This is a genomic window from Hymenobacter sp. UYCo722 (genome assembly GCF_040547115.1).
Taxonomy (GTDB): Bacteria; Bacteroidota; Bacteroidia; order Cytophagales; family Hymenobacteraceae; genus Hymenobacter.
This window is the reverse complement of the sequence record NZ_JBEPPC010000007.1, coordinates 166,323-188,578: the sequence shown is the minus strand read 5'-3', so window position 1 is coordinate 188,578 and position 22,256 is coordinate 166,323. Positions and strand designations below refer to the sequence as shown.

Below are 22,256 nucleotides of genomic sequence, written 5' to 3'. Positions count from 1 at the left end.
AACGCCGGCCAATACTTTTTAGCGGCCCCAGCCGGCGGTAACTCTGCTTCGTGGGGGTGCGTAGGCTGGGCATGCCTTCTTCCGCCCTGACAACCGATGCCAGCCCCGATTTTGCCGCCCGCCAGGCCAAGGCGCTTCTGATACATGCCCGGCTGTGCGCCGAATACGGCGCGCCGTTCCGCTTCTTTAGCACCAAAGCCCCGCTGAGCGAGCTGGTGAGTGCCCTGCTCTCGCACCGCACCAAAAACGCCGATTCGCACCGGGCCTACCAGGAGTTGACGGCCACGTTTCCGGAATGGGAGCTCGTGCGCGATGCCCCCACCGAGGCCGTGCAGCATGCCATCCGGGCCTGCACCTGGCCCGAGCAGAAGGCCCCGCGCATTCAGGCGGTGCTGCGCGAAATCAGCGCCCGCTGCGGCACCGAAGCCCCTTGCGCCCTGGATTTTCTGGCTGACCTGCCCATTCCCGAAGCCCGGGCCTGGCTTGAAAGCCTGCCCGGCGTCGGGCCTAAAACCAGCGCCGCCACCCTGCTTTTCAGCACGCTGCGCATCCCGGCCATGCCCGTCGACAGCCACCACCACCGCGTGGCCCAGCGCCTGGGCCTGATTGGGCCGAAGGTGGGCGAGGCGGCAGCCCACAAGCTACTAGAGCAATTACTACCGCCCGGCTGGGATGCCCAGCAGGTGTACGACCACCACGAAGCGTTGATGTTTCACGGCCAGAAGTGCTGCTACTTCAGTGGGCCGGCCTGCGGGCGCTGCGTGGTGCTCGACCAGTGCCCCTTCGGCCAGGCGCGGGTTGGTGGGTAGTGCGGCTTGCTGGCGGTACATCAGCTAAACTTTTATCATCAACAAAACATGATTCTGCATCTGCGCGCCAAGCCCAACGCCCGCGCTAACCAGTTGCTGGTAGCACCCGACGGCACCCTGACAGTGCGCCTGAAAGCCCCGCCCCAGGAGGGGCAGGCCAATGCCGTGCTGCTGGCCTACCTGGCCGAAGTATTCGGCACCAGCAAAAGCCGCGTCGAACTGCTGAGCGGCCATACGACCGCGTTCAAAAAAGTGGCCCTGCTGGATGTCGACGATGCTCAGGCGGCCATTGTGCTGGCGCGCCTGCGAACGTAGCAGACGGTAGGCCAGCGGGTCTGTTGCGCAAAAGCGCTATATTTAGCAAGCGGCGGCAGCCTCCTCCGCCTGCTGCTTTCTTCGCTACCGGCCATGCATCCCTCGTTCCGCAACCTTCGCTACCTGGTAGCCTACACCCTACCCCTCACGGCCGCGCTGGGCCTGTGGTGGGGCGGGCTCTGGACCTGGCTCACGCTGGGCTACACCTTTGGCTTGGTGCCGCTGCTGGAGTGGCTGCGGCCGCCAGCTGCGGCCGTGCCGGGCCAGGCTGCCGCCACCGAAGCCAAGCGCCACCTCTTATTCGATGGGCTGCTGTATCTGAATGTTCCCATTCAGTATAGCCTGCTGGCGTATTTCCTCATTACCCTGAAAACCCGCCACTTTTCGGCCCTCGAAACCGCCGGGGCTGTGGTAGCCGTGGGCATTTGCTGCGGGGCGCTGGGCATCAACGTGGCGCACGAGCTGGGGCACCGCGCCCGCGCCTGGGAGCAGCGCCTGGCCCAGGCCCTGCTGCTGAGCACCTGGTATGCCCACTTTTTTATTGAGCACAACCGGGGCCACCACCGCCACGTGGCCACTCCGCACGACCCCGTGACGGCCCGCATGCACGAAGGTTTCTGGCGCTTTCTGCCCCGGGCCGTGCGCGGCGAGCTCCGCTCGGCCTGGGCGCTGGAAGCTGAGCGCCTGCGCCGACTGGACCAGTCGTGGCTTGCGCCCGGCAACCAACTGCTGCAGTTTGGCGCGGTACAGCTGCTGCTGGCGGGCGCGGTGCTGGCCGGCTTTGGGGGGGCGGGCCTGCTGGCCTGGCTGGCGGCGGCGGCGGTCGGCTACGTGCTGTTTCAGCTGGTGAACTACGTAGAGCACTACGGCCTGCTACGCCGCGAGCTGGCCCCCGGCCACTACGAGCGAGTTCAGCCTCATCACTCCTGGAACTCGGAGCATGCCCTGGGTCGCATCCTGCTCTACGAACTCACCCGCCACTCCGACCATCACTACCAGGCCGCCCGGCCCTACCATACGCTGCGCCACCAGCCCGCCAGCCCCCAAATGCCCACCGGCTACCCCGGCATGATGCTGCTGGCCGCCGTGCCGCCGCTCTGGTTTCGGGTGATGAACCGGCGGGTACCGGTTGCTTTCAATTAACAGTTGCCAAGGAACATACACCAACCGGTTAATGTACCCCAACAGGCTCGTTGAACGGCAGTTGAATGTTCATTAACAATTGTTGAATGACTTACTTACCACGCTTCCAGCGGTAGTACCGGCGGTACCAGGGCGAAGTTTTTTTGAACAGGCTGGCTGTCGACTCGTTCGGAAACATGTTCACCCGAAACACGTGCATGCGGTCGGCTTCGATGCTGAGGCCGCCCGTATCGGTGGCCACGCCCAGGGCGAAACCAGCGGTGCGCACGGCCTTCTTCACGGCGTCGCTCAGGTCGCCGAAGGGATAGGCGAAGCTCACGATGTCAGTTTGGAGGGCGGTTTCCAGGGCAGATTTGCTCTGCGCGATTTCGGCGGCGGCCTCGGCCAGCGGCAGCGCCGGCAGGTGCGGGTGCGACATGGTGTGCGCCCCGATTTCCCAGCCGGCGGCCACGAAAGCGCGTTTTTGAGGCAGGTTCATTATTTCGGAGCGCGGCTCGGTGGGGTCTACTTCGACATCCCAGCGGTTGTAGCGCACCTCGAAATCGCCGAGCAGGTAGATGACGCCGCGGTAGCCATATTGCTGCATAAGGGGCAGCAGGTTGGTGTAGTTATCGAGGTAGCCATCATCGAAGGTGAGAATGATGGGACGGGCTGGGAACGCCGCCAGCGGCAGCTCGCTGCTGGCGTATCGCAGGTAATCGGCGAAGGTGATGGGCGTCAGCTTCCGCTGCTTGAAATACGCCAGGTGCTTTTCGAAATTTTCCTTCGTGACGAAAATCTGGTGCTTGGTGGCTAGCGGCGCATCGGGAATTTTATGGTACATGAGCACCGGAATGTAGCCAATGCCGGCCTTTTGCATGCGGGCGGCCTGGTAGGTTTCGAGCACCCGGGCGGCCACCGTGGCCAGGTCGTAGTGCGCCCGCACCTGCTGCCGCAACGCCGCCGATACTGGCCGCGGGCTCCGCAGAAACCCTCGCGCATCGGCCAGAATAGCCGCAAAATCAACTTCCGTGCTGGCCTGCCGCGCCGAGATATCGCCAAAGTTGGAAGCAGCGGCCGCCGCAAAAGTCTCCTCCGATACAAGCCCTTCGTAGCTGGCTTCGCCCAGCGCCAGCACCGGCCGGCCCGCGCCCAATGCCTCGATGGCCACCCGCCCCGCGCCAACTACGAGCGTGGTGCGAGCCAGCCAGCCAGCCACGTCCTCGGTGAAGCCCACTACTTCCAGGCGGTCGCCAAAATCGGCTTGCAGCTGCGCTAGGGCCGCTTTGCCGGCGGCCGGCAAGTGTTGCAGCTCGCCCCCGATGAGCGCCACCCGCAACGCCGGAAACTCGCGCAGCAGCACCGGAAAAACCTGCGCCAACAGGGACGCCGCCCGCTCGCCCTTGCCCCCATTAAAACGCCCGATAAACGCGAGCCTGGGCGGCTCGCGCAATGAGGAAGGAGCAAGGAGCAAGGAAGAATTATGGCCGGCCGGCATGTCCGCTAATTCCTCATTGCCGAAGGCTACGCCATTCGGGATGGCCACGATTTTGCCGGCGGCCATTTTCACTTCCGTGATGAGATGGGCGCGCAGATGGTCGCAGATGGCGATGACTTTATCGCCGTACACATCGAATAACGAGGTAGAAGCGTGCAAGTGCTGGCGGCCATGCACGGTGCTTACTAGCGGCACCACCAGGCCGCGCAGGGCAAAGTAGCTCACCCAGCTAGCGGCCCGCGAGTGGCAGTGCACCACATCAATGTTTTCCTGTTGCACCAGCTGCCGGATGAGGCGAGCGTTGCGCAGGCGCTGGCCGTAGCGCCGGTTCACGATGGGCGTTTGCAGCTGCGTGGCCCCGGTGGGCAGCTGGGCAGAATCGGACAGCATCCACACCTGATGGCCCTGGGCGCGGTGCGCTTCGGCCAATTGCACGGCGTAGGCCACGGAGCCCGCGAAGAACTCAGCCGACAGAACGTGGAGAATGCGCATGGGGCAAAGGTATTGCCAGTCGCGGGACGATGGCGTCGATAGGTCGTCTGTCATCCTGAACGGAGCGAAGGACCTTATCGCATCAGAACAAGTCGTTCAGTCGTGATAAGGTCCTCCACTCCTCTCAAGATGACAGACGCAGCCCCTACCCCCAGGCCCGGCCGGCTACGTTGTCCATGTATTTCTGGCCGTTGCCGGTGTTCAGAAGCAGGATATTCTCGTCGTGGCGAATGGCCCCGGTGGCCAGCAGCTGGCGGGCGGCCATCCACACGGCCCCACCTTCGGGGGCTACGAACAAGCCTTCCTGGTGGCCGATATCGCGCATACCGGTCATCATGTCTTCTTCGCTCACGCTCACCACCGTGCCGCCCGATTCGCGCAGCACCCGCAGCATCATGTTTTCGCCCAGCGGGTGGGGCACGGCCAGGCCGTTGGCCAGCGTGGCGCGGCCCTGGTAGGCGTGGCAGTTAGGCTGGCGGCCCTCGTAGGTTTCGAGCAGCGGGCAGCAGTTTTCGGCCTGCACGGCCACCATGCGGGGCAATTTCACCTTGGGCGCGAGCCAGCCGAGCTGTTTCATTTCCTGGAAGGCTTTCCAGATACCGATGAGGCCGGTGCCGCCGCCGGCGGGGTACAGCAGCACGTCGGGCAGCGTCCAGTTCAGCTGCTCGGCAATTTCGTAGCCCATGGTTTTCTTGCCTTCGAGGCGGTAGGGCTCTTTCAGGGTCGAGATGTCGAGGAGCGCGCCGTTGGCATTGCGCTGGCGCACGCGGGCTCCACAGTCGCTGATGAGGCCGTCGACGAGCTCGACCTCGGCCCCGTACCAGTAGCATTCCTCTTTAAAGGCCTCTGGGGTGTGGCGGGGCATTACTACTACCGCCTTCAGGCCAGCGCGGGCGCAGTAGGCCGCTAGGGCCACGCCCGCGTTGCCGGCCGTGGGAATAATGCAGCCTTCCACGCCCAACTCCTTGGCTTTCGAAACCGCCATGCTCAGGCCCCGCGCCTTGAAAGAGCCGGTGGGGTTTTGGCCCTCGTCTTTCAGGAGCAGGTTGGCGAGGTCGTGGCGGGCGGCGAGGCGCGGCAGGCGCAGCAGCGGCGTCAGGCCTTCACCGAGCGTCACCTTATTTTCTTCGTGCAGCAGGGGCAGCAGGGCACCGTAGCGCCACATGGAGGTATCGGCCTGGTCGATTACCGTGCGGCTGATGGGCTCGTGCAGGTCATAATCGGCCACCAGCGGCACGGTGCAGCAAGCCGACACGCGCTGCAAGTCGAAGGCGGAGTATTCGGTGCCGCAGGCGGAGCAATGCAGCGAGGCGAGACGGGACAGGGATTCGGAGGCGACCATTTTCATGGGGCAAAGTACGGAACCGCCTTACCCGTGGTATGCCCGTTTGGGATGGGGATTTGGAATAGGCTATGCCTTAGCAGAATAGTAGCGCCGCGTGAACTGGAGAAAATCCTTGTAGGGCGCGTTGTTTTCGGTGCCCTTCCGCTGAATAAAATTAAACTCCCGCTTCAACGGAAAGTTATTGATTTTCACTTCGACCAACTCGCCGGAAGCCAGCTCTTTCACCACTGCCTGCCGGGGCAGAAAGGCCAGGCAGGTATCCACGCGCACGAAGTTTTTGAGGGCTTCGGTGCCGCCCATGCGCACCCGCACCGGCAAAGCGGCCAGCTTGATGCGGTGCCGGGCCAGGGCTTCCTCCAGCACGGCCAGGGTACCGGAGCCATCCTCGCGCAGGGCCAGCGGCGTGGTGAGCAGGTCGTGCACTTCGAAGGTGCGTTTCTCCAGCGGATTGTGGGCGGCGCACACGGCCACTACGTCGTCGGTGAGCAGGGGTGTGTAGGTCACGTTGCTCACTTTGTGGATGCCTTCGATGATGCCCAGCTCGATTTCGTGGTCGAGTAGGGCGCGCAGAATGTTATCGGAATTACGGTTTTTGAGGCTGAGCTGGCGGTTGGGATTCAGGCGCAGGTAGGCCGACACCACCGGCGGCAGCACGTAGAGCGAGATGGTGGTGCTGGCTCCGATAATGAGGTGCTGCGTCGGCGCGAAATCCGGGCTGAGCGCGCTCATTTCCTGGTGCAGCTCCTGTTGCAGCTGCTTGGCCTGCAGCAGCTTTTCGTAGAGCTTGCGGCCGGCCGGCGTGAGCAGGATGCTGCTGCCCAGCCGTTCGAACAGGCCGGTTTTGTAGTGCTCCTCCAGGGCCTTCACCTGCTTGCTCACGGCCGACTGGCTGGTGAACAACGCCTGGCTGGCTTTGGTGAAGCTCAGGCGCTGAGCTACTTCGAGGAAAACTTCGTGGGGATGGGAGAGCAAGGGAGGGAGGATTAAAAATTAAAATTGAAGAATTAAAAATTGAAATTATTCTCCGTGCTCAGCTAAGCCATTTTTAATTCTTCATTTTTAATTTTTAATTTCCTTTATAAATCCAGCCGCCGCTGAAACGCCGCCAGAAACAGCCCGACGTGGTAGCCGTCGCCCAACCCGTGGTGCAGGTGCACCGACACGGGCATTTGCCGGGTATCGCCTTCCTGAAACACTTGGCCGAAGGAGATTTTGGGGCAGCTGTCGGGGTGCGAGAAGCTGCGGGCGTGCGAAAGCCCCGTGAAGCGCACCCACGGCAGGGCCGAGCAGTGCACGGTGTCGGGCCGGCCGGTGGTGTCGCTCAGGCGCAGGCCGGTGCTGGCCTGCACAGCGGCGATTTCGGCCTCGGCGGCGGCAACGAAGCCATTCAGTGAGTCGTGCTGCTCGATGAAGCTGAAGGCAAACGTGTGGTCGGCCCGGCCGAGGGTAGCGGAGGCGTGCACGCGGTCGTAGCGATACACCTGCCCGTTTTCGATGCGGTAGCGGAAGGCTTCGACTTCGTTGGCCGCTTCGAGCGCGTGATAGAGGTAATAGAGAAAAAAGGACACGCCCAGCCGTTTGGCGGCGGCTTGGGCGGCCGTGCAGTCCACGTTGGCGGTGAGGCCGAAGAAGGGCTCTTCAAAAGCTGAGAAAAAGGCAAAATGCTCGCGGCGGGGCCAGGTTTCGAGGTCAATCAGGTGCTTCATACGGGCGCAAAGGTCGGTAGCTTTGCGGGGTTGGCTGAACTGTTTTACGCGGCTTTACTATCGAACGTCATGCCTACCCAAACCATTATCGCCTTCGACGCCGATGACACCCTCTGGAAAACCCAGCCGCACTACGACCAAGTGGAGGTTGAGCTACTCGGGATTCTAACGCCCTACGCCGACCTCGACACCATCAACGCCCGCCTCTACGACATGCAGCGGGCCAATATGCAGTTGTTCGGCTACGGGGCCAAGTCGTTCATGCTTTCGATGATTGAAACCGCCATTCAACTCTCCGACGGCGCGGTGCACGGCCACGAAATCCAACGCATTCTCGACCTGGGCCGCGACCTGCTGCGCTACCCCATCGAGCCGCTGCCCGATGTGCTGGAGGTGCTCACGGAGTTCAAGCAGCGCGGGCACCGGCTGGTGCTGCTCACCAAAGGCGACCTGCTTGACCAGGAAAGCAAGGTGGCGCGCTCGGGCCTGGGCGACTTTTTCGACCACGTCGAAATTGTGAGTGAGAAGGACGAGCCCACCTACCGCCGCCTGTTTGCCCGCCTCGGCATCCGGCCCGATAACTTCGTGATGATTGGCAACTCGCTGAAATCGGATATTCTGCCGGTGGTGCGGCTGGGGTTTCCCGCCATTCACGTCCCCTACCACGCCAATTGGATTCATGAGCACGTGCCGGCCGAGCTGCTGGTGGGCGTAGAGTTTCGGGTGGTGGGGCGGCTGCGGGAGGTGCTGGAGCTGGTGAGGTAATGCCCTGCCTTGGTTAACCTCATAATATTGCGGTTTATCTATCGTTTATCCGCCCAACGCTCGCGCTTTTCCGCTACCTTCCGGCCACAATTCCACTCCCCCCTTCACATGTTGGCCCGTTACCGCTTTTTGCCCCTGCTGCTTGTGCTGCTAGCTGCCTCGTCATGCGCAAAAAAAACCGCCCAGGAACAGGCCGCCGAAACGGCCCAGACCGACGGCGACGAAATTGACCCGTATGCCAACCTCGTTTTCACCTTCGATGAAAAGGTGGTCGACGAAGGCAAACTCAACCAGTGGGATACCACGCGCTTCGTCACGTTCTTGCCCAATATCCGCGGCAAGTTTAAGTGGACCGGCGACCGGGAATTGACGTTTTCGCCGCTGGAGCCCTTCCGGCCCAGCACGGTTTTCTCGGCCGCGCTCCGGCCCTCAACGCTGCCCAGCGACAAGCAGCAGCTGGTCCTGAACCGGCCGAAGTTTCACACGCCGTATTTGAATATGGCCGCGCCGCAGGTGTTTTACGGCAGCTCGAAGCGGGCGGCGGGCACGGCGGAATTGCGCGCCAACCTGGTTTTTAATTACCCCGTGCGGCCTTCCGATGTGAAGTCGCGACTGAAAGTAACGCAGGGCGGCAAGCCCGTGGCGGTGGAGGTGAATTCGGCTGAGCCGGACGATGTGGTGGCCGTGACCTTTATGCAGGACGTGCAGGCGGGCACGCCCGTGCAGATTGACATTGCCCCCGGCCTGCGGCCCGCCACCGGCACCAAGGCCACCGACAAAGTCCTCACCGCCCAGGTCGAAGTGCCCGAACAAAGCACGCTGGAAGTGCGCGAACTGACCGGTGCGCTGCTCAACGGCCAGCCGGTGGTAACGCTGCTGCTCAACCAACCCGTGAGCGCCGCCGATATTCAGCCCAACCTGAAAGTGACACCCGCCGTGGCCTACACCGTGGAGGCGCTGGAAAGCGGCTTCACGCTGCGCGGCGGGTTTGAGGTGGGCAAAACCTACCAGGTTTCGCTGGCGGCCGGCACGCGCGGGCTGCTGGGCGGGCTGCTGGGCGAGGCGTTCAGCCAGGCCGTTTCGTTTGGGGACGAGCGGCCGAGTCTGAGCTTCACCAGCAGCGACAAGGCCATGTACCTCGATGCGCTGGGAAACCGCAACCTGGGACTGCGCATCAACGAAGTGGCCAAGGTGAAGGTGACCATCGCCAAGGTCTACGCCAACAACATTCAGCAGCTGCTGCGCGGCGAAAAGCAGTACGGCTACCCCGAATACGACGAGGACGAGCCCCGCGAATCAAACCAGGACGAAAACGGCGACTACATCGACCGCAGCTTCCAGTATTACGACACCGAGAGCATTGGCAACGTGCTGTCGGAGCGCACCATTTCGGTGGATGGGCTGCCCAAGGAAGGCGGTTTGCGCCTGCTCAATCTCAACCTGAAAGACCTGGAATTTCAGGGGCCGATGAAGGGCCTGTACGTGATACGGGTGCAGGATACCGAGCGGCAGTGGCTGCAAGTGAGCAAGCTGATAGCCGTGACGGATTTGGGCCTCATCGTGAAGCAGGGCGCAACGGGCGGCACCACGGTTTTCGCCAATTCCATCCGCACGGCCGAGCCGCTGGCGGGCGTCACGGTGAACCTCGTGAGCTCAAATAACCAGGTGATTGGCACGACCACGACGGACAAATCCGGCGTGGCGCAGTTCGATTCGGCGGCCAGCATGAAGCGCTTCTCGCTGGGCATGATTACGGCGGTGAAGGAGGCCGATTTTTCCTTCCTCGACCTCACCAAAAGCCGGGTCGAAACCTCCCGCTTTGCCGTGGGCGGGCTGACCTCGAACGCCGCGCATTACCAGGCCTTTTTGTACGGCGACCGCAACCTGTACCGCCCCGGCGACACGGTGCGAACTAACACCGTTATCCGCACCGAGGACTGGAAAAGCCCGCCGCCGAGCCTGCCGATGAAAATCCGGCTGTTGCTGCCTAGCGGCAAGGAATACAGCAGCTTGCAGCAGAAACTAAGCGCGGCGGGCAGCTTCGAAAGCCGCTTCATCCTGCCGCCCAGCATCATGACGGGCCTCTACACGCTGGAGGTGCTGACGGGCAACGACGTGCTGCTGACCTCGCAGCAAATCAGCGTCGAAGAATTCATCCCCGACCGCATGAAGGTGACCGTGACGGCCGCGCCTAAAACCGTAAAACCGGGCCAGGACGTGACGGCCAATATCACGGCCGTGAATCTGTTCGGACCGCCCGCCGCCGACCGCAAGTTCGAGGTCGAATTCTCGCTCAAGCAGAAGGCGTTTTCGGCCCCGAAATACCCCGACTACAGCTTCACCATCAACAGCGGCGAGCGGCGCAAATCGACCAACGACGACGGCGAAGCCAGCGAAAGCGCCCTCACCTCGCGCTTCGAAAAAACCGTGCGCGAAGGCATGACCGACGCCGCCGGCCTGGGCACCGCTACCTACTCCGTGCCCGATTTCCGCGACCTCGGCACGCTGGAAGGCGTGGCCTTCGCCACGGTGTTCGACGAAACCGGCCGGCCCGTGAACCGCCTCGCCACCTTCGACGTGCAGACGCAGGCCACCATGTTCGGCATCGGCAATCTGCCCGACCTCATCAGCACCAAACAGGCTCTCACGGTGAAGCTGCTGGCCCTCACGCCGGGCGGCAAACCCACTTCCGCGCCGGCCGAAATCAAGGTGGTGCGCCGGCTTTGGGAAACCGTGCTGGAGCGCCAGGGCGGCCGCTACGTGTACAATTCGCAGCAGCGCGACCAGGTGATTCTGAGCCAAAGCCGCACCGTGGGAGCCGAAACCAGCTTCAGCTTCACCCCCATTTACTCGGGCGAATACGAGGTAAGAATCAGTCGGCCGGGGGCCAGCAGCTACGTCACGCAGCGGTTTTACGCCTATGGCTACGGCGATACGCAGGCCAATTCCTTCGAGGTGAACAATGAGGGCGAGGTGACCATTGAGGCGGACAAACCCAAGTACGCGCCCGGCGAAACGGCCAATCTGCTGCTGAAGTCGCCCTTCGCCGGCCGCATTCTCGTGACGGTGGAGCGAGCTAACGTGCTCGACCATTTCTACGTGACCACCGACGGCAAGGCGGCCGAGGTCAAAATCCCCATCAAGGGCGAGCACGTGCCCAACGTGTACGTGACCGCCACGGCCGTGCGCGCCCACACCGCCCAGGACCGCCTGCCCCTCACCGTGGCCCGCGGCTTCCTGCCGCTCACCGTCGAAAAAGCCGATTCGCGACTGCCTGTGGTCATTACTGCCCCCGCCGCCAGCCGCTCGCAAACCTGGCAAACCGTGGAAATCACCACCGCGCCCCGCGCCCAGCTCACCCTGGCCGTGGTGGACGAGGGCATTCTCCAGCTCAAAAATTACCAGACGCCCGACCCGCACGCCTACTTCTACCAGAAGCGCGCCCTCGAAGTGGCGGCCTTCGACGTGTACCCGTTCCTGCTGCCCGAGTTGGGCACCAGCAGCAGCGGCGGCGATGCGGCCGACATGCGCCGCCGCACCAACCCCGTGCCCAACCGCCGCGTGAAACTGGTGTCGAAATGGAGCGGTGTCCTCACCGCCGACGGCGACGGCAAAGTACGCTACCGGGTGCGCGTGCCGCAGTTCAGCGGGGCGCTCCGCATCATGGCCGTGGCCTACAAAGACGATGCCTTCGGCTCGGCCGAAGCCACGATGAAGGTGGCCGACCCAGTAGTAATTTCGACGGCGCTACCCCGGTTTATGAGCCCCGGCGACACGATTGACGTACCGGTGACGCTGACGAATACGACGAATAAAACGCTGTCAATTGCTGTCACGCCTCTGGTAGAAGGTCCTATCGAATATCATGAGGGAATGACTTTTACAGCGCTAGGTTCTCCAGCAACCCAATCTCCTTCACGCGGCTATAATCGAGACGGGAAATTCACTGGCATGATGCACAGTGTAATTGTAAAGCCCAATTCAGAAGGCAGGGTTACGTTCCGGCTTTGGAGTAATTCTTCCATTGGCCAAGGGAAAGTCACGATAGTGGCAAAAGCAGGTGAGTATGTTCCTCGTGCTTCTTCAGTTCAAACAACAGAATACCGAGAAGAAGTAGATATTCCAATTCGCCCCGCCGCTTCGCTCGAAAAGCGCACCGGCAGCGGCGTAGTGGCCGGCGGGGCCACGCTCCCGCTCAGCCTGAAAACCGATTTCTTACCCTCCTCACTGACCAGTCGGCTGGTCGTGAGCCGCTCGCCGCTCACGGAGTTCAGCAAGGATTTGCGCTACCTGCTGCAATATCCCTACGGCTGCCTGGAGCAAACCGTGTCGGCCGCTTTCCCGCAGCTGTACTACGCCGATTTGGCCGCCACCTTGCAGCAGAAATCCGGTTCCGGCCCGAAGGCCCAGCGCTACAACCCGAACTACCACGTCCAGGAAGCCATCCGCAAGATTGAGAGTATGCAGCTCTACAACGGCAGCCTGAGCTACTGGCCGGGCGGCGACTACGACAACTGGTGGGCCACCGCCTACGCCGCCCACTTCCTGCAGGAAGCCCAGCAGGCCGGCTTCTCGGTGAATAAATCGGTGCTCGACAAGGTGCTGAAATACCTGGCCTTCCGCCTCAAAAAGCGCGAAACCGAGCCCTACCAGTACTTCGACGCCAACAACCTCGCCCGCCAGCGCACGATAGCCAGCAAGGAAATCGCCTACTCGCTCTACGTCCTCGCCCTGGCCGGCCGCCAGGACCCCGTGGCGATGAACTACTACCGCGCCAACCGCCCACTGCTGGCCGAAGACTCCAAATTCCTTCTCGCCTGCACTCAGAGCCTGCTCGGCAACCAGCGCGCCTTCCGCGAGCTGCTGCCCACCCGCTTCGGCAGCGAGCGGGCCGCCCACCGCGCCCTCGACGGCTCGTTCTACTCCCCCATCCGCGACGAAGGCCTCATCCTCAACGTCCTCGTCAGCACCGACCCCAACAACCCGCAAATCCCCGGCATCGCCCGCCAGCTCAGCCGCCAGCTGAAAGCCACGCCCTGGCTCAGCACTCAGGAAAGCGCCTTCGCCCTGCTGGCCCTCGGCAAAATAGCCCGCCAGAATGCTCGCAGCACCGCAACCGCCAGCTTATTTATCGACGGCAAACCGGCTGGGAATTTCGATGGCAAAGACCTGACGATACGCAACGTAGCCAACCGCAACGTCAGCATCCGGACCGCCGGCAAGGGCAGCCTCTACTACTTCTGGGAAACCGAAGGCATCTCCGCCAGCGGCCAGGTGAAGGAGGAAGACAGCTACCTGAAAGTGCGCCGCCAGTTCCTCACCCGCGACGGCGTACCGCTGGGAACGCCCAGCTTCCGCCAGAACGATTTGGTGGTGGTGAAGATTACGCTGGAAGCCGGCGACGGAGCCGGTAAAATCAAGAACGTCGCCATCACGGATTTGCTACCGGCTGGGTTGGAAATCGAGAACCCACGCATCGGCGCATTGCGCGAGCTGGCCTGGGCGAAGGATGCTTCGACGCCCGATTATCTGGACGTGCGCGACGACCGGATTAATCTATTCACGACGGCCACGGGCGCGCCGAAGCATTTTTATTATCTCTGCCGGGCGGTATCGAAAGGCACGTTTAAGCTGGGGCCGGTGAACGCGGACGCGATGTACAACGCGGAGTATCACAGCTACAACGGGGCCGGCGTAGTGCGGGTGCGGTAATACGCTGACGCGTGCGCCTCCCCCTGCCCTCCTTTACTTTTCGGAGAGGAGCCGGGGAGGAAGCTCGCCAGAACAGAAAAGGGCCTGCTCCAAATAGAGCAGGCCCTTTTCATTCAATCACAACCCGAAGGTTACTTATTGCAGCACCAGACGCTTGGTCGAAACCGATTCGCTGGTTTTTACCTTGAACAGGTAAGTACCGCGGGCCAGGTCGCGGCCATCGAATTTCACTTCGTGGTAGCCAGCATTCTGGGTGTCAACCACCAGGGTTTTCACTTTAGCACCCATCGTGTTGTACACATCCACGCTCACCGGGCCCTGCTGGGTCAGGTAGTAGCTGATGGTGGTAGTTTCGGTGAAGGGGTTGGGGTAAGCCGCCGGGCTGGCAGTTATGGCCGTTGTGCCGGTGCTGGCTGTGCCGCGAGCGGCAGCCGGCTGGGTAACGGCGTTGTACTGCGGGAACGTGCGGGTTACGATAACGGCAAACTCACCACGCGTTACCGCCTGGGTTGGCTTGAAGGTGGCGTGCACCACCGGTTGCAGGTCGTAAGGGCCTTGCGTTACCGAGAAGTAGGCATTGATGAGGTTAAGCTCCAGGGCGATGCTTACGTAGCCTTCCAGGCCGGCGGGGATGCCAGCGGCATCATCAACGGCAACCTTAGCGCCGTTGTAGTTCACCGTTACGGCCTTGCCGTTGCGGGCCAGGGCCTGCGTCTGGAAGCCCAGGGCCTGCACCAGCGAATAGGCCAGCGAAGCGCGGCTCACCTGGCCACTGGGGGCAAACGAGCCGTTGGCCATGGGCACCATCACACCGTTGAACTGCTGGTACCGGTCGCGGATGGCCGCGCCACGGGCCGCAACCGACTCGGTCAGCAGCATGTCGGTAGCCGACGATATGTCGCTGAACGTGCGCGAGCCGTCGGTAGGCTGGTACTGGCGTACGCCCTGGCCCATGAGCAGGTAATCGGCCAGCTGCAGGCGGGTGAGGGGCTGGCTGGGCTTGAAGCCGTTCGGGAGACCATCGACGAGGCGGTTGGTCACGGCCATGATGATGGAGGCTTCGGCCGGGTTGCCGGCAATGTCGTTCAGGTTGGTGGTGCCGGCGGGGGTTTGCATGGTAATCTTGCCGTCAATGTCCTCGGGAGCTGCCACGCCATTCAGGCCCTCTATTTTCAGGGTCCAGGTGCCGGCCATGGGCGAGGCCACAGCCACACTGCGACCGGGAGTGAGCGTGAACTCGGCGGGAATGCCCGAGCGGTACTGCTTGCCGGTGGGGTCGAGCACAATCAGGTTGACCGTGTTGCCGGTCTGGCCTTCAATCCCGTATGTGTTGATGCTGGCCTCCAGGCTGTTCACACCGCTGGGAACTTTGAAGGTGAACTGGTTCGAAGCCGTGGTAGCGGGGTTATACTTTACGGTGAAGTTGCTAACCGCAGCCAGCGAGTTCACGCTGCTGCTGAAAGTGCGGGTGCTGTTGACGGTAGCGCCAAAGTTGGTACCCCGGAAGGCGCGGTCCACCGCGGCATAGGCATTCACATAGCCGGCACCTACTTCCCACGACTCGCGGCCGGGCATGTTGGTGGCGGTTTTCTGCAGCAGCTCCTTCACCTGGGCGGGCGACATCGACGGCTTAGCTTCCAGAATGAGGGCAATGACCCCAGCCGTGTGGGGCGTGGCCATGGAAGTACCGCTCAGCACGGTGTAGAAGGGAAGCTCGGCCGGCGTGAGTACGGCAGCATCTTTCTGGGCACCCAGCAGCGGTATCGGGCCCTGCGTGCGGGTCGAAACGACATCAACGCCGGGGGCCGTAATCACGGGCTCATTCTTATAGGTCCAGGTCTGGCCATCGACCTGGAACGTACCGCCCTGGCCTTTCACCCCACGCGAGGAGAAGCTGGCGAGCAGGCCGTTCTTGTCGCCGGCGGCCACCGAAATGGTCCAGGGGGCAATGGCGTAGGGGTTGTGGGTATCGGCCCCGGGGCCGGAGTTGCCGGCGGCAAATACCACCACCATGTTGCGGTCGTAGCAGCGCTTGGTGGCCACGTTCAGCGGGTCGCTGGGGTCGAAGGTGCCCGACGAGCCAAAGGAGTTGCTGATAACCCGGATGTTATATTGGAACTGGTGCGTGAGCGCATAGTCGAAGCCGCCGATGGCATCGAGCACCAGCAGCGCACCGCCCGAGCCGTAGCCCAGCAGCGAAGCGCCGGGTGCCACGCCCTCGTACTTGCCACCCGACCGGGCACCGTTGCCACCAACCGTGCCCGCGCAGTGCGTGCCGTGGCCCGAGTTGTTGTCGGTGTTCGGCACGCCCTCCACGTAGGTCACGGGCAGCATGGCATTCACCGAGTTGAGGTTGGTGGAGCCCAGCGTATTCTGCACCAGGTGCGTGCCAAGCTTGATGTCATCGTGGGTGCCATCGACGCCACTGTCGTTGATGAGCACGCCAATACCGCGCCCCGAAACGGGCGTCCCATTGTTGCGGGCCGTGATTTGCTGGTCGAGGCGCAGGCGCTTCACGCCCGTCAGGTTGGTATCGTCGAAATTTTCGTAGTCGAGCTGCTTGTTGATGAACAGCGAGCGCACGGCGGGGTTGGCGGCCAGGGCATTGACCTGGGCGGCCGTAGCCACTATGCCGGCAATGGGCAATGCCTGCATGGTGATGCCCCGCGTGATGCCCAACTGCTGCAGCGCCAGCAGCTGCGAAGCCTGCGGTGCTCCGCTTCCATTAAAAGTCACAACTACCTGAGCGACTGGGCTGGTGGCTAATGCCGTCCGCAGCTCCGGGTCCACGATGGCTTGGCCAAACGCAACGCCGTTGACCCCTGCCACGAGCAGGGTAAGGAGAATTTTGTTTTTCATGTAAGCGTGTGAAAATAGCGGGTTGGTTAGTGAGGTATTGCAGTGGCCGGGCAGCGACATGCGGCAGCCCAATTCATGCGCTGGGCCCAGCGCAAAGGCGTTACCGATATTCCTGACGGCCACGCCACTACCTACGAATCACTATTTTCAGCGGATTTACCCTGAATTACTATTTTTTGAACTTTTATCTATTTTATTGAAAATACCATTGTCAAACAACGGATAATTGCCAGTGCCATATAATCGCAGCATTTTAATTGAAAATCACGTTTTAACGATTGGATGACGCCCAACCTGAATACGAAGGCTGTCGAAACGGCCCCGGCGGGGCATCCTGTTTACAGAAGCTGAAGCAGCATTCAGGGTTTACCTGGGGTTTCCGCTATCTTTCATCATGAATCGGCGGCAGGGCATACGGCTACTTTGGGGGCTTGCAGGGGCATTGCTCCTGTTCTTCGGCCTCAACCGCCTCTTTCCCCTGCCGCCCGCCCCACACTACTCCCCCATCGTGCTGGCCGCCGATGGCACCGTCCTCCACGCCTTCCTGAATCCCACCCAGAAATGGCGGATGAAAACCGAGTTAGCGGAAATAACGCCCGCCTTGCAGCAGGCCATTATCAATAAGGAAGACCGGTATTTTCGCTACCATTTCGGCGTCAATCCATTCGCAATACTTCAGGCGGCGGGGCGAAATATTTTCAGAAAAGGCCGCACCACCGGGGCCAGCACCATCACCATGCAGGTGGCCCGCCTGCTGGAACCCAAAGAGCGCACCTTCGGCAATAAGCTGCTGGAAATGCTGCGCGCCACGCAGCTGGAAGCCCGTTACAGCAAGGCCGAAATCCTGCAGCTCTACCTGAACCTGGTGCCCTACGGCGGCAACATCGAAGGCGTGAAATCGGCTGCGCTGCTCTATTTCCAGCAGCCACCCGACTACTTATCCCTGGCCCAGACCGTGACGCTGGCCATTATTCCCAACCAGCCGCGCGTGCTGGTTTTGGGCAAGAACAACGACCGAATTCTGGCCGAGCGCAACCGCTGGCTGCGGCAGTTTCAGCGGCAGCAGTTGTTTCCCAACCAGGACATTGAAGATGCCATTAATGAGCCGCTCGATGCCCAGCGCCACGCCGCCCCCGCGTTGGCCCCGCACCTGGCACGCCGGCTGGTCACGCAGTTTCCGGGCCAGCCCATCATCCATTCCACATTACGGCGCGGCCCCCAGGCCAAGGCCGAAGATTTAACCAGGAACTACGTGCGCCGCCTGCACGAATTGGGCATTTCGCAGGCCGCCGTGCTGGTCGTGAACAACCGCACCCGCGCCGTGGAAGCCTACGTGGGCTCGGCCAATTTTGCCGACGCCACCAGTAGTGGGCAGGTTGATGGCGTGCGGGCCATTCGCTCGCCGGGCAGCACGCTAAAGCCATTTCTCTACGCCCTGGCCGTGGACCGGGGCATCATCACCCCAAAGCTGAAGCTACCCGATGTGCCCACCAATTTCAGCGGCTTCCGGCCCGAGAATTTCGACAAGAGCTGCGCCGGCGAAGTGACCGTGGAGCGGGCCCTGGCCTACTCGCTCAACATTCCGGCGGTGCGAATTTTGGCCGATGTGGGCGTGCCCGTTTTCACCGATAAGCTGCGGGCGGCGGGTTTCAAAAGCGTGGCCAAAGCCGCACCGAGGCTGGGTTTAAGCACCATTCTGGGCGGCTGCGGGGCCACGCTGGAGGAACTGACGGGGCTGTACGCGGCGCTGGCGGATGGCGGGCGGTACGCACCTTTGGCTCTCATTAAAAATGAAGAACTAAAAATTAAAAACGAGCCCTCGGGAATAAATCCGAAGCGAAACAGTGCTGGCCCAGCTGCAACTTCTAATTCTCAATTTTTAATTTTTAATTCCCTTTTTTCTCCCGCCGCCGCCTTCCTCATCACCGACATCCTCGCCCAACGCACGCGCCCCGACCTACCGATGGGCTACCAAAACAGCCGCCACCTCCCCAAAATCGCCTGGAAAACCGGCACCAGCTACGGCCGCCGTGATGCCTGGAGCATTGGTTACAACCAGGACTACACCATCGGCGTGTGGGTGGGCAATTTCAGCGGGCAGGGCAGCCCGGCTCTGACCGGGGCCGACGTGGCCTCGCCCCTGCTCTTCGACTTGTTCAACACGCTCGCCTACAACTCGCCCAACCGCTGGGCCGTGCCCCCCGCCACGCTCGATTTCCGCCTCGTGTGCGCCGAAACCGGCCTCGTGCCCGGCGAGCATTGCCCCAATCAACTAATTGATTACTACCTACCCGGCACCTCGTCGGCCCGGCGCTGCGAGCACCAAAAAGAAGCCCTGGTTTCGGCCGATGGGGCCATGGCCTACTGCCGGGCCTGCGTGCCGGCGGCTGGTTTTAAGCGCCAATTATTCCCGAACCCACTGCCCGAGGTGTTGGCTTTCCGCGAAACGCAGGGCCTGCCCAGCACCCGCCTGCCCCCGCATAATCCCGACTGCCGCCTGGTGCGCGCCGCCGACGGCGGCGCGGGCGCGGCCCTGGCCATCACCTCCCCGCTCGACCACGCCGAGTACGTGCTCGACCGCCACGAGCAGCAGCAGATGCTGCTGAGCTGCGCGGCGGGCAGCGAGGTGCGCCAGGTGTACTGGTACGTGAACAACCGGTTTCTGCGGGCTGCCTCGGCCACTGAGCGGGTGTTTTTCCGGCCACCCGCCGGGGCGGTGAAGATTTCCTGCGCCGACGACCACGGCCGCAATGTGGACATCAATTTACAGGTGAACGCGTTATAAACAGTGGCGCTTGGGGCCGGCAAATAAGGGAGCCTTCCCGTTGTTCGCAACCTTTCCGGGCAAAACATGTTAACGAACCTTGGCTTAAGTGGCTTTTACCGCTGTGCTATGCGCGGTTCCCCTTACCGGCCAGATAAGTTGCCTCTGTTTATTCATCTATGAAACGAACTCCATTGGCGCTAAAAGCGCTGTTCCACCTATTCCTGTTTGCCCCGTTTTACGCCTTTTCCCAACCGGTTCTTCCGCCCGATAAGCCTCTTTCCCGGCAGGAATGCGTAGTGTTTGCCTTGCAAAACCAGCCCTTGGTGCGGCAGGCACGGATTGACGAAGAGATTACCAAAGCCGAAAACCGGATTGCGCTGGCCGCCGGGCTGCCCCAAATCGGCCTCACGGCTTCGGGCCAGCATTACTTCCAGCTGCCCACTACCATTTTCCCCAACCTGGTGACGGGCATCAACGAGCCGCGCCAGATTGGGGTGCGCAATACCTCGACCATCGGCATTTCGGGCACCCAAACCATTTACAGCAACGACGTAGCCCTGGCGCGGCGCGCCGCCCGCTTCAATCGCCAGGGTGCGCAGCAAAACACGACCAACAACCGCATCAGCACGGTTTCAGACGTGAGCAAGGCGTTTTACGACGTGCTCTTGTCGCAGCGGCAGCTCGATGTTTTCAACCAGGACATTACCCGCCTCCAGCGCAACTACAAGGATGCCAAGGCGCGCTACGACGTGGGCATCGTGGACAAAACCGACTACCTGCAGGCCGAAATTTCGCTCAACAACTCGCTGGCCGGCCGCAAGCAGGCCCAGGAAAGCATCAAGGCCAAAAAAGCCTTCCTCCAGCAGCTAATGGGCCTGCCCGCCGAGCGCCCGCTGGCGTTGCAATACGACACGCTGGCGCTGGAGACCGAAGCAGTGATTGACACCACACTCTCGCTGAACCCGAGCACGCGCATCGAATACCAACAGCTGCTGACGCAGAAGTCGCTGCAAGGCGTGACGGTGGATTATTACCGGCTGGGCTTTCTGCCGTCGCTCTCGGCGTTTGGCAACTACAACACGGTGTACCAGAACAACCGCTTTGGCGACCTGTACAGCCAGCGCTTCCCTAACTCTTACGCCGGTTTGCAGGCCACGCTGCCCATCTTCACCGGCTTCCGGCGCACCCAAAACCTGCGCCGCGCCCGCCTCCAGAACAACCGCCTGGACGAGGACCTGACCAGCACCAAGAATCAGATTAACACCGAGTATGCCTCGGCCCTGGCCTCCTACAAAAGCACCTACAACGACTACCTCATTGGCAAGCGCAACCTCGATTTATCAAGGCAGGTGTACACGGTGGTCGACTTGCAGTACCGCGAGGGCATCAAGGCCTACATCGACCTGCTGATAGCCCAAACCACGCTTCGCACCTCGCAGCTCAACTACTACACGGCCTTGTTTCAGGTGCTGAGCAGCAAGGTGGAGCTGCAACGCTCGCTGGGCGTGCTGCCAGCGGAGTATTAAAATTTGACTGGTGAAGTCGTCAGAACGTCATTCGCCGGACCGTCATGCCGAGCCTGTCGAAGCATCTCTACCGCATAAGTAAATCAATCGCAGCAACAAGGCGGTAGAGATGCTTCGGCAAGCGGACGCCAGATGAAGCATGACGCTCTACCTACTTAAGTTGAAAACAGACATGAACAAAAAACACTTGGCCCTGGGCCTGTTAGTCTTGGCCTCGTGCGGCAAGAAGGAAGACGAGCAGAAGAAAAACGCCGCGCCGCCCGCTACCCCCGTGACCCTGGCTGCGGCCCGCACCACCGAAGCTATTTACTACGACGAATACCCGGCCACCGTGACGGCCCTCAAGACTGTAGAGCTGCGCACGCAGGTCACGGGCTTCGTGACGGGCATTTATTTCAAGGAAGGCGAGGTGGTGCCCAAGGGCAAGCTGCTCTACGAGCTTGACCAGCGCCAGTACCAGGCGGCCTTTCAGCAGGCCCAGGCCGACTTGCGCAGCACCCAGGCCAATGCCACCAACGCCCAGGTAAACGCCGGCCGTTACCAGCGCCTCGCCCAGCAGGACGCCGTGGCCCGGCAACTGGTAGACAACGCCACCACGGCCGCCGCCACGGCCCGCGCCCAGGTGGCCGCCGCGCAGGCCACCGTGAACATTGCCCGCAACAACCTCGGCTTTTCCAAGGTCACCGCGCCATTTAGGGGCCGCATCGGTATTTCGGAGGTCCGCCTGGGCTCCCAGGTGGGCGCGGGCACGACCCTGCTGAACACCATTTCGAGCGAAGACCCGGTGGGTGTCGATATCGTGGTGACGCAGACGGACATTGCCCGCTTCAGCACGCTGCAGAACAACAAGGCCGCCCGCGCCGACTCCTCGCTGCGCCTGGTGCTGCCCGGCCGCGTCACCTACCCGCTGCCCGGCCGCATCCGCACCATCGACCGGAACGTGAACAGCGGCACCGGCTCCATCACGGTGCGGATAGAGTTTGCCAACCCCAAGCGGGAGCTCAAAGACGGCATGAGCGCCGTTATCAAAGTCCTCAACACGCAGTCGGGCGAGCGCCTGGTGGTGCCCTACAAGGCCATCGTGGAGCAGATGGGCGAGAACTTCGTGTATGTGGCCAGCGACAGCAGCACCGCCCAGCAGCGCAAAGTGCAGCTTGGTCCCCGCCTGAAAGACCAGATTGTGCTGATGAACGGCGTGAAGAACGGCGAGAAAATCGTGACCGAAGGCGTGCAGAAGCTGCGCGACGGCGCGAAGATTACCACCGAAGTACCGAAGGGGCCGCCGCCGGCATCAGGGAAGTAGGCACCCGGTTTATCTGGCCGTCATGCTGAGCGCAGTC

General features: G+C 62.0%; 13 protein-coding genes. 8 read left to right on the top strand and 5 right to left on the bottom strand.

The window, feature by feature from the left end; genetic code table 11:
• Nucleotides 1–71: 71 nt before the first annotated feature.
• The 3 genes from ABIB44_RS16385 to ABIB44_RS16375 all read left to right on the top strand — a co-directional run bounded on the left by ABIB44_RS16385 (nt 72) and on the right by ABIB44_RS16375 (nt 2,267).
• A complete protein-coding gene (locus tag ABIB44_RS16385; RefSeq protein WP_354585745.1) occupies nt 72–809 on the top strand; it encodes an endonuclease III domain-containing protein in 738 nt (245 codons plus the stop codon).
• A 48-nt stretch (nt 810–857) separates the two neighbouring features.
• Entirely contained in the window at nt 858–1,124 is a 267-nt protein-coding gene (locus ABIB44_RS16380) for a DUF167 domain-containing protein (protein ID WP_354585744.1), read from the top strand.
• Between the two features lie 93 nt (nt 1,125–1,217).
• Complete coding sequence (locus ABIB44_RS16375; protein WP_354585743.1) at nt 1,218–2,267, top strand: alkane 1-monooxygenase; 1,050 nt, start codon at nt 1,218–1,220, stop codon at nt 2,265–2,267.
• Nucleotides 2,268–2,358: 91 nt separating this feature from the next.
• On the opposite strand, the gene ABIB44_RS16370 is transcribed toward ABIB44_RS16375, so the two are convergent.
• The 4 genes from ABIB44_RS16370 to ABIB44_RS16355 form a co-directional block, all read right to left on the bottom strand.
• Nucleotides 2,359–4,236, bottom strand: coding sequence for a polysaccharide deacetylase family protein (locus tag ABIB44_RS16370; RefSeq protein WP_354585742.1), 1,878 nt, complete (start codon nt 4,234–4,236; stop codon nt 2,359–2,361).
• Nucleotides 4,237–4,381: 145 nt separating this feature from the next.
• Nucleotides 4,382–5,578, bottom strand: a complete 1,197-nt coding sequence (locus tag ABIB44_RS16365; RefSeq protein WP_354585741.1) for a threonine synthase — start codon at nt 5,576–5,578, stop codon at nt 4,382–4,384.
• A 69-nt stretch (nt 5,579–5,647) separates the two neighbouring features.
• Entirely contained in the window at nt 5,648–6,553 is a 906-nt protein-coding gene (locus ABIB44_RS16360; RefSeq protein WP_354585740.1) for a LysR family transcriptional regulator, read from the bottom strand.
• Nucleotides 6,554–6,657: 104 nt separating this feature from the next.
• On the bottom strand, nt 6,658–7,287 hold the full coding sequence (locus ABIB44_RS16355; protein WP_354585739.1) for a CatA-like O-acetyltransferase: 630 nt from the start codon (nt 7,285–7,287) through the stop codon (nt 6,658–6,660).
• A 69-nt stretch (nt 7,288–7,356) separates the two neighbouring features.
• Here ABIB44_RS16355 and ABIB44_RS16350 point away from each other — a divergent pair, with 69 nt between their 5' ends.
• Nucleotides 7,357–8,052, top strand: a complete 696-nt coding sequence (locus ABIB44_RS16350; protein WP_354585738.1) for an HAD family hydrolase — start codon at nt 7,357–7,359, stop codon at nt 8,050–8,052.
• A 108-nt stretch (nt 8,053–8,160) separates the two neighbouring features.
• Nucleotides 8,161–13,764, top strand: coding sequence for an alpha-2-macroglobulin family protein (locus ABIB44_RS16345; protein WP_354585737.1), 5,604 nt, complete (start codon nt 8,161–8,163; stop codon nt 13,762–13,764).
• Between the two features lie 135 nt (nt 13,765–13,899).
• On the opposite strand, the gene ABIB44_RS16340 is transcribed toward ABIB44_RS16345, so the two are convergent.
• Nucleotides 13,900–16,623 (bottom strand): S8 family serine peptidase, encoded by a 2,724-nt coding sequence (locus ABIB44_RS16340; RefSeq protein WP_354585736.1) that lies wholly within the window; start codon nt 16,621–16,623, stop codon nt 13,900–13,902.
• A 442-nt stretch (nt 16,624–17,065) separates the two neighbouring features.
• On the opposite strand from ABIB44_RS16340, the gene pbpC reads away from it, so the two are divergent.
• From pbpC to ABIB44_RS16325, 3 genes are all read left to right on the top strand, one after another.
• Nucleotides 17,066–19,408 (top strand): penicillin-binding protein 1C, encoded by a 2,343-nt coding sequence (gene pbpC / locus ABIB44_RS16335; RefSeq protein WP_354585735.1) that lies wholly within the window; start codon nt 17,066–17,068, stop codon nt 19,406–19,408.
• A gap of 158 nt (nt 19,409–19,566) precedes the next feature.
• Complete coding sequence (locus ABIB44_RS16330) at nt 19,567–20,916, top strand: TolC family protein (protein ID WP_354585734.1); 1,350 nt, start codon at nt 19,567–19,569, stop codon at nt 20,914–20,916.
• A 172-nt stretch (nt 20,917–21,088) separates the two neighbouring features.
• Nucleotides 21,089–22,219 carry an efflux RND transporter periplasmic adaptor subunit gene (locus ABIB44_RS16325; protein WP_354585733.1) on the top strand — a complete coding sequence of 377 codons (1,131 nt, stop codon included), beginning with the start codon at nt 21,089–21,091 and terminating at the stop codon, nt 22,217–22,219.
• Nucleotides 22,220–22,256: the final 37 nt, after the last annotated feature.

Excerpts from the sequence above, each read along its gene's own strand:
- ABIB44_RS16385 (WP_354585745.1), top strand. The coding sequence starts at position 72 with ATGCCTTCTTCCGCCCTGACAACCGATGCCAGCCCCGATTTTGCCGCC.
- ABIB44_RS16380 (WP_354585744.1), top strand. The coding sequence starts at position 858 with ATGATTCTGCATCTGCGCGCCAAGCCCAACGCCCGCGCTAACCAGTTG.
- ABIB44_RS16375 (WP_354585743.1), top strand. The coding sequence starts at position 1,218 with ATGCATCCCTCGTTCCGCAACCTTCGCTACCTGGTAGCCTACACCCTA.
- ABIB44_RS16370 (WP_354585742.1), bottom strand. The coding sequence starts at position 4,236 with ATGCGCATTCTCCACGTTCTGTCGGCTGAGTTCTTCGCGGGCTCCGTG.
- ABIB44_RS16365 (WP_354585741.1), bottom strand. The coding sequence starts at position 5,578 with ATGGTCGCCTCCGAATCCCTGTCCCGTCTCGCCTCGCTGCATTGCTCC.
- ABIB44_RS16355 (WP_354585739.1), bottom strand. The coding sequence starts at position 7,287 with ATGAAGCACCTGATTGACCTCGAAACCTGGCCCCGCCGCGAGCATTTT.
- ABIB44_RS16350 (WP_354585738.1), top strand. The coding sequence starts at position 7,357 with ATGCCTACCCAAACCATTATCGCCTTCGACGCCGATGACACCCTCTGG.
- ABIB44_RS16345 (WP_354585737.1), top strand. The coding sequence starts at position 8,161 with ATGTTGGCCCGTTACCGCTTTTTGCCCCTGCTGCTTGTGCTGCTAGCT.
- ABIB44_RS16340 (WP_354585736.1), bottom strand. The coding sequence starts at position 16,623 with ATGAAAAACAAAATTCTCCTTACCCTGCTCGTGGCAGGGGTCAACGGC.
- ABIB44_RS16330 (WP_354585734.1), top strand. The coding sequence starts at position 19,567 with ATGAAACGAACTCCATTGGCGCTAAAAGCGCTGTTCCACCTATTCCTG.
- ABIB44_RS16325 (WP_354585733.1), top strand. The coding sequence starts at position 21,089 with ATGAACAAAAAACACTTGGCCCTGGGCCTGTTAGTCTTGGCCTCGTGC.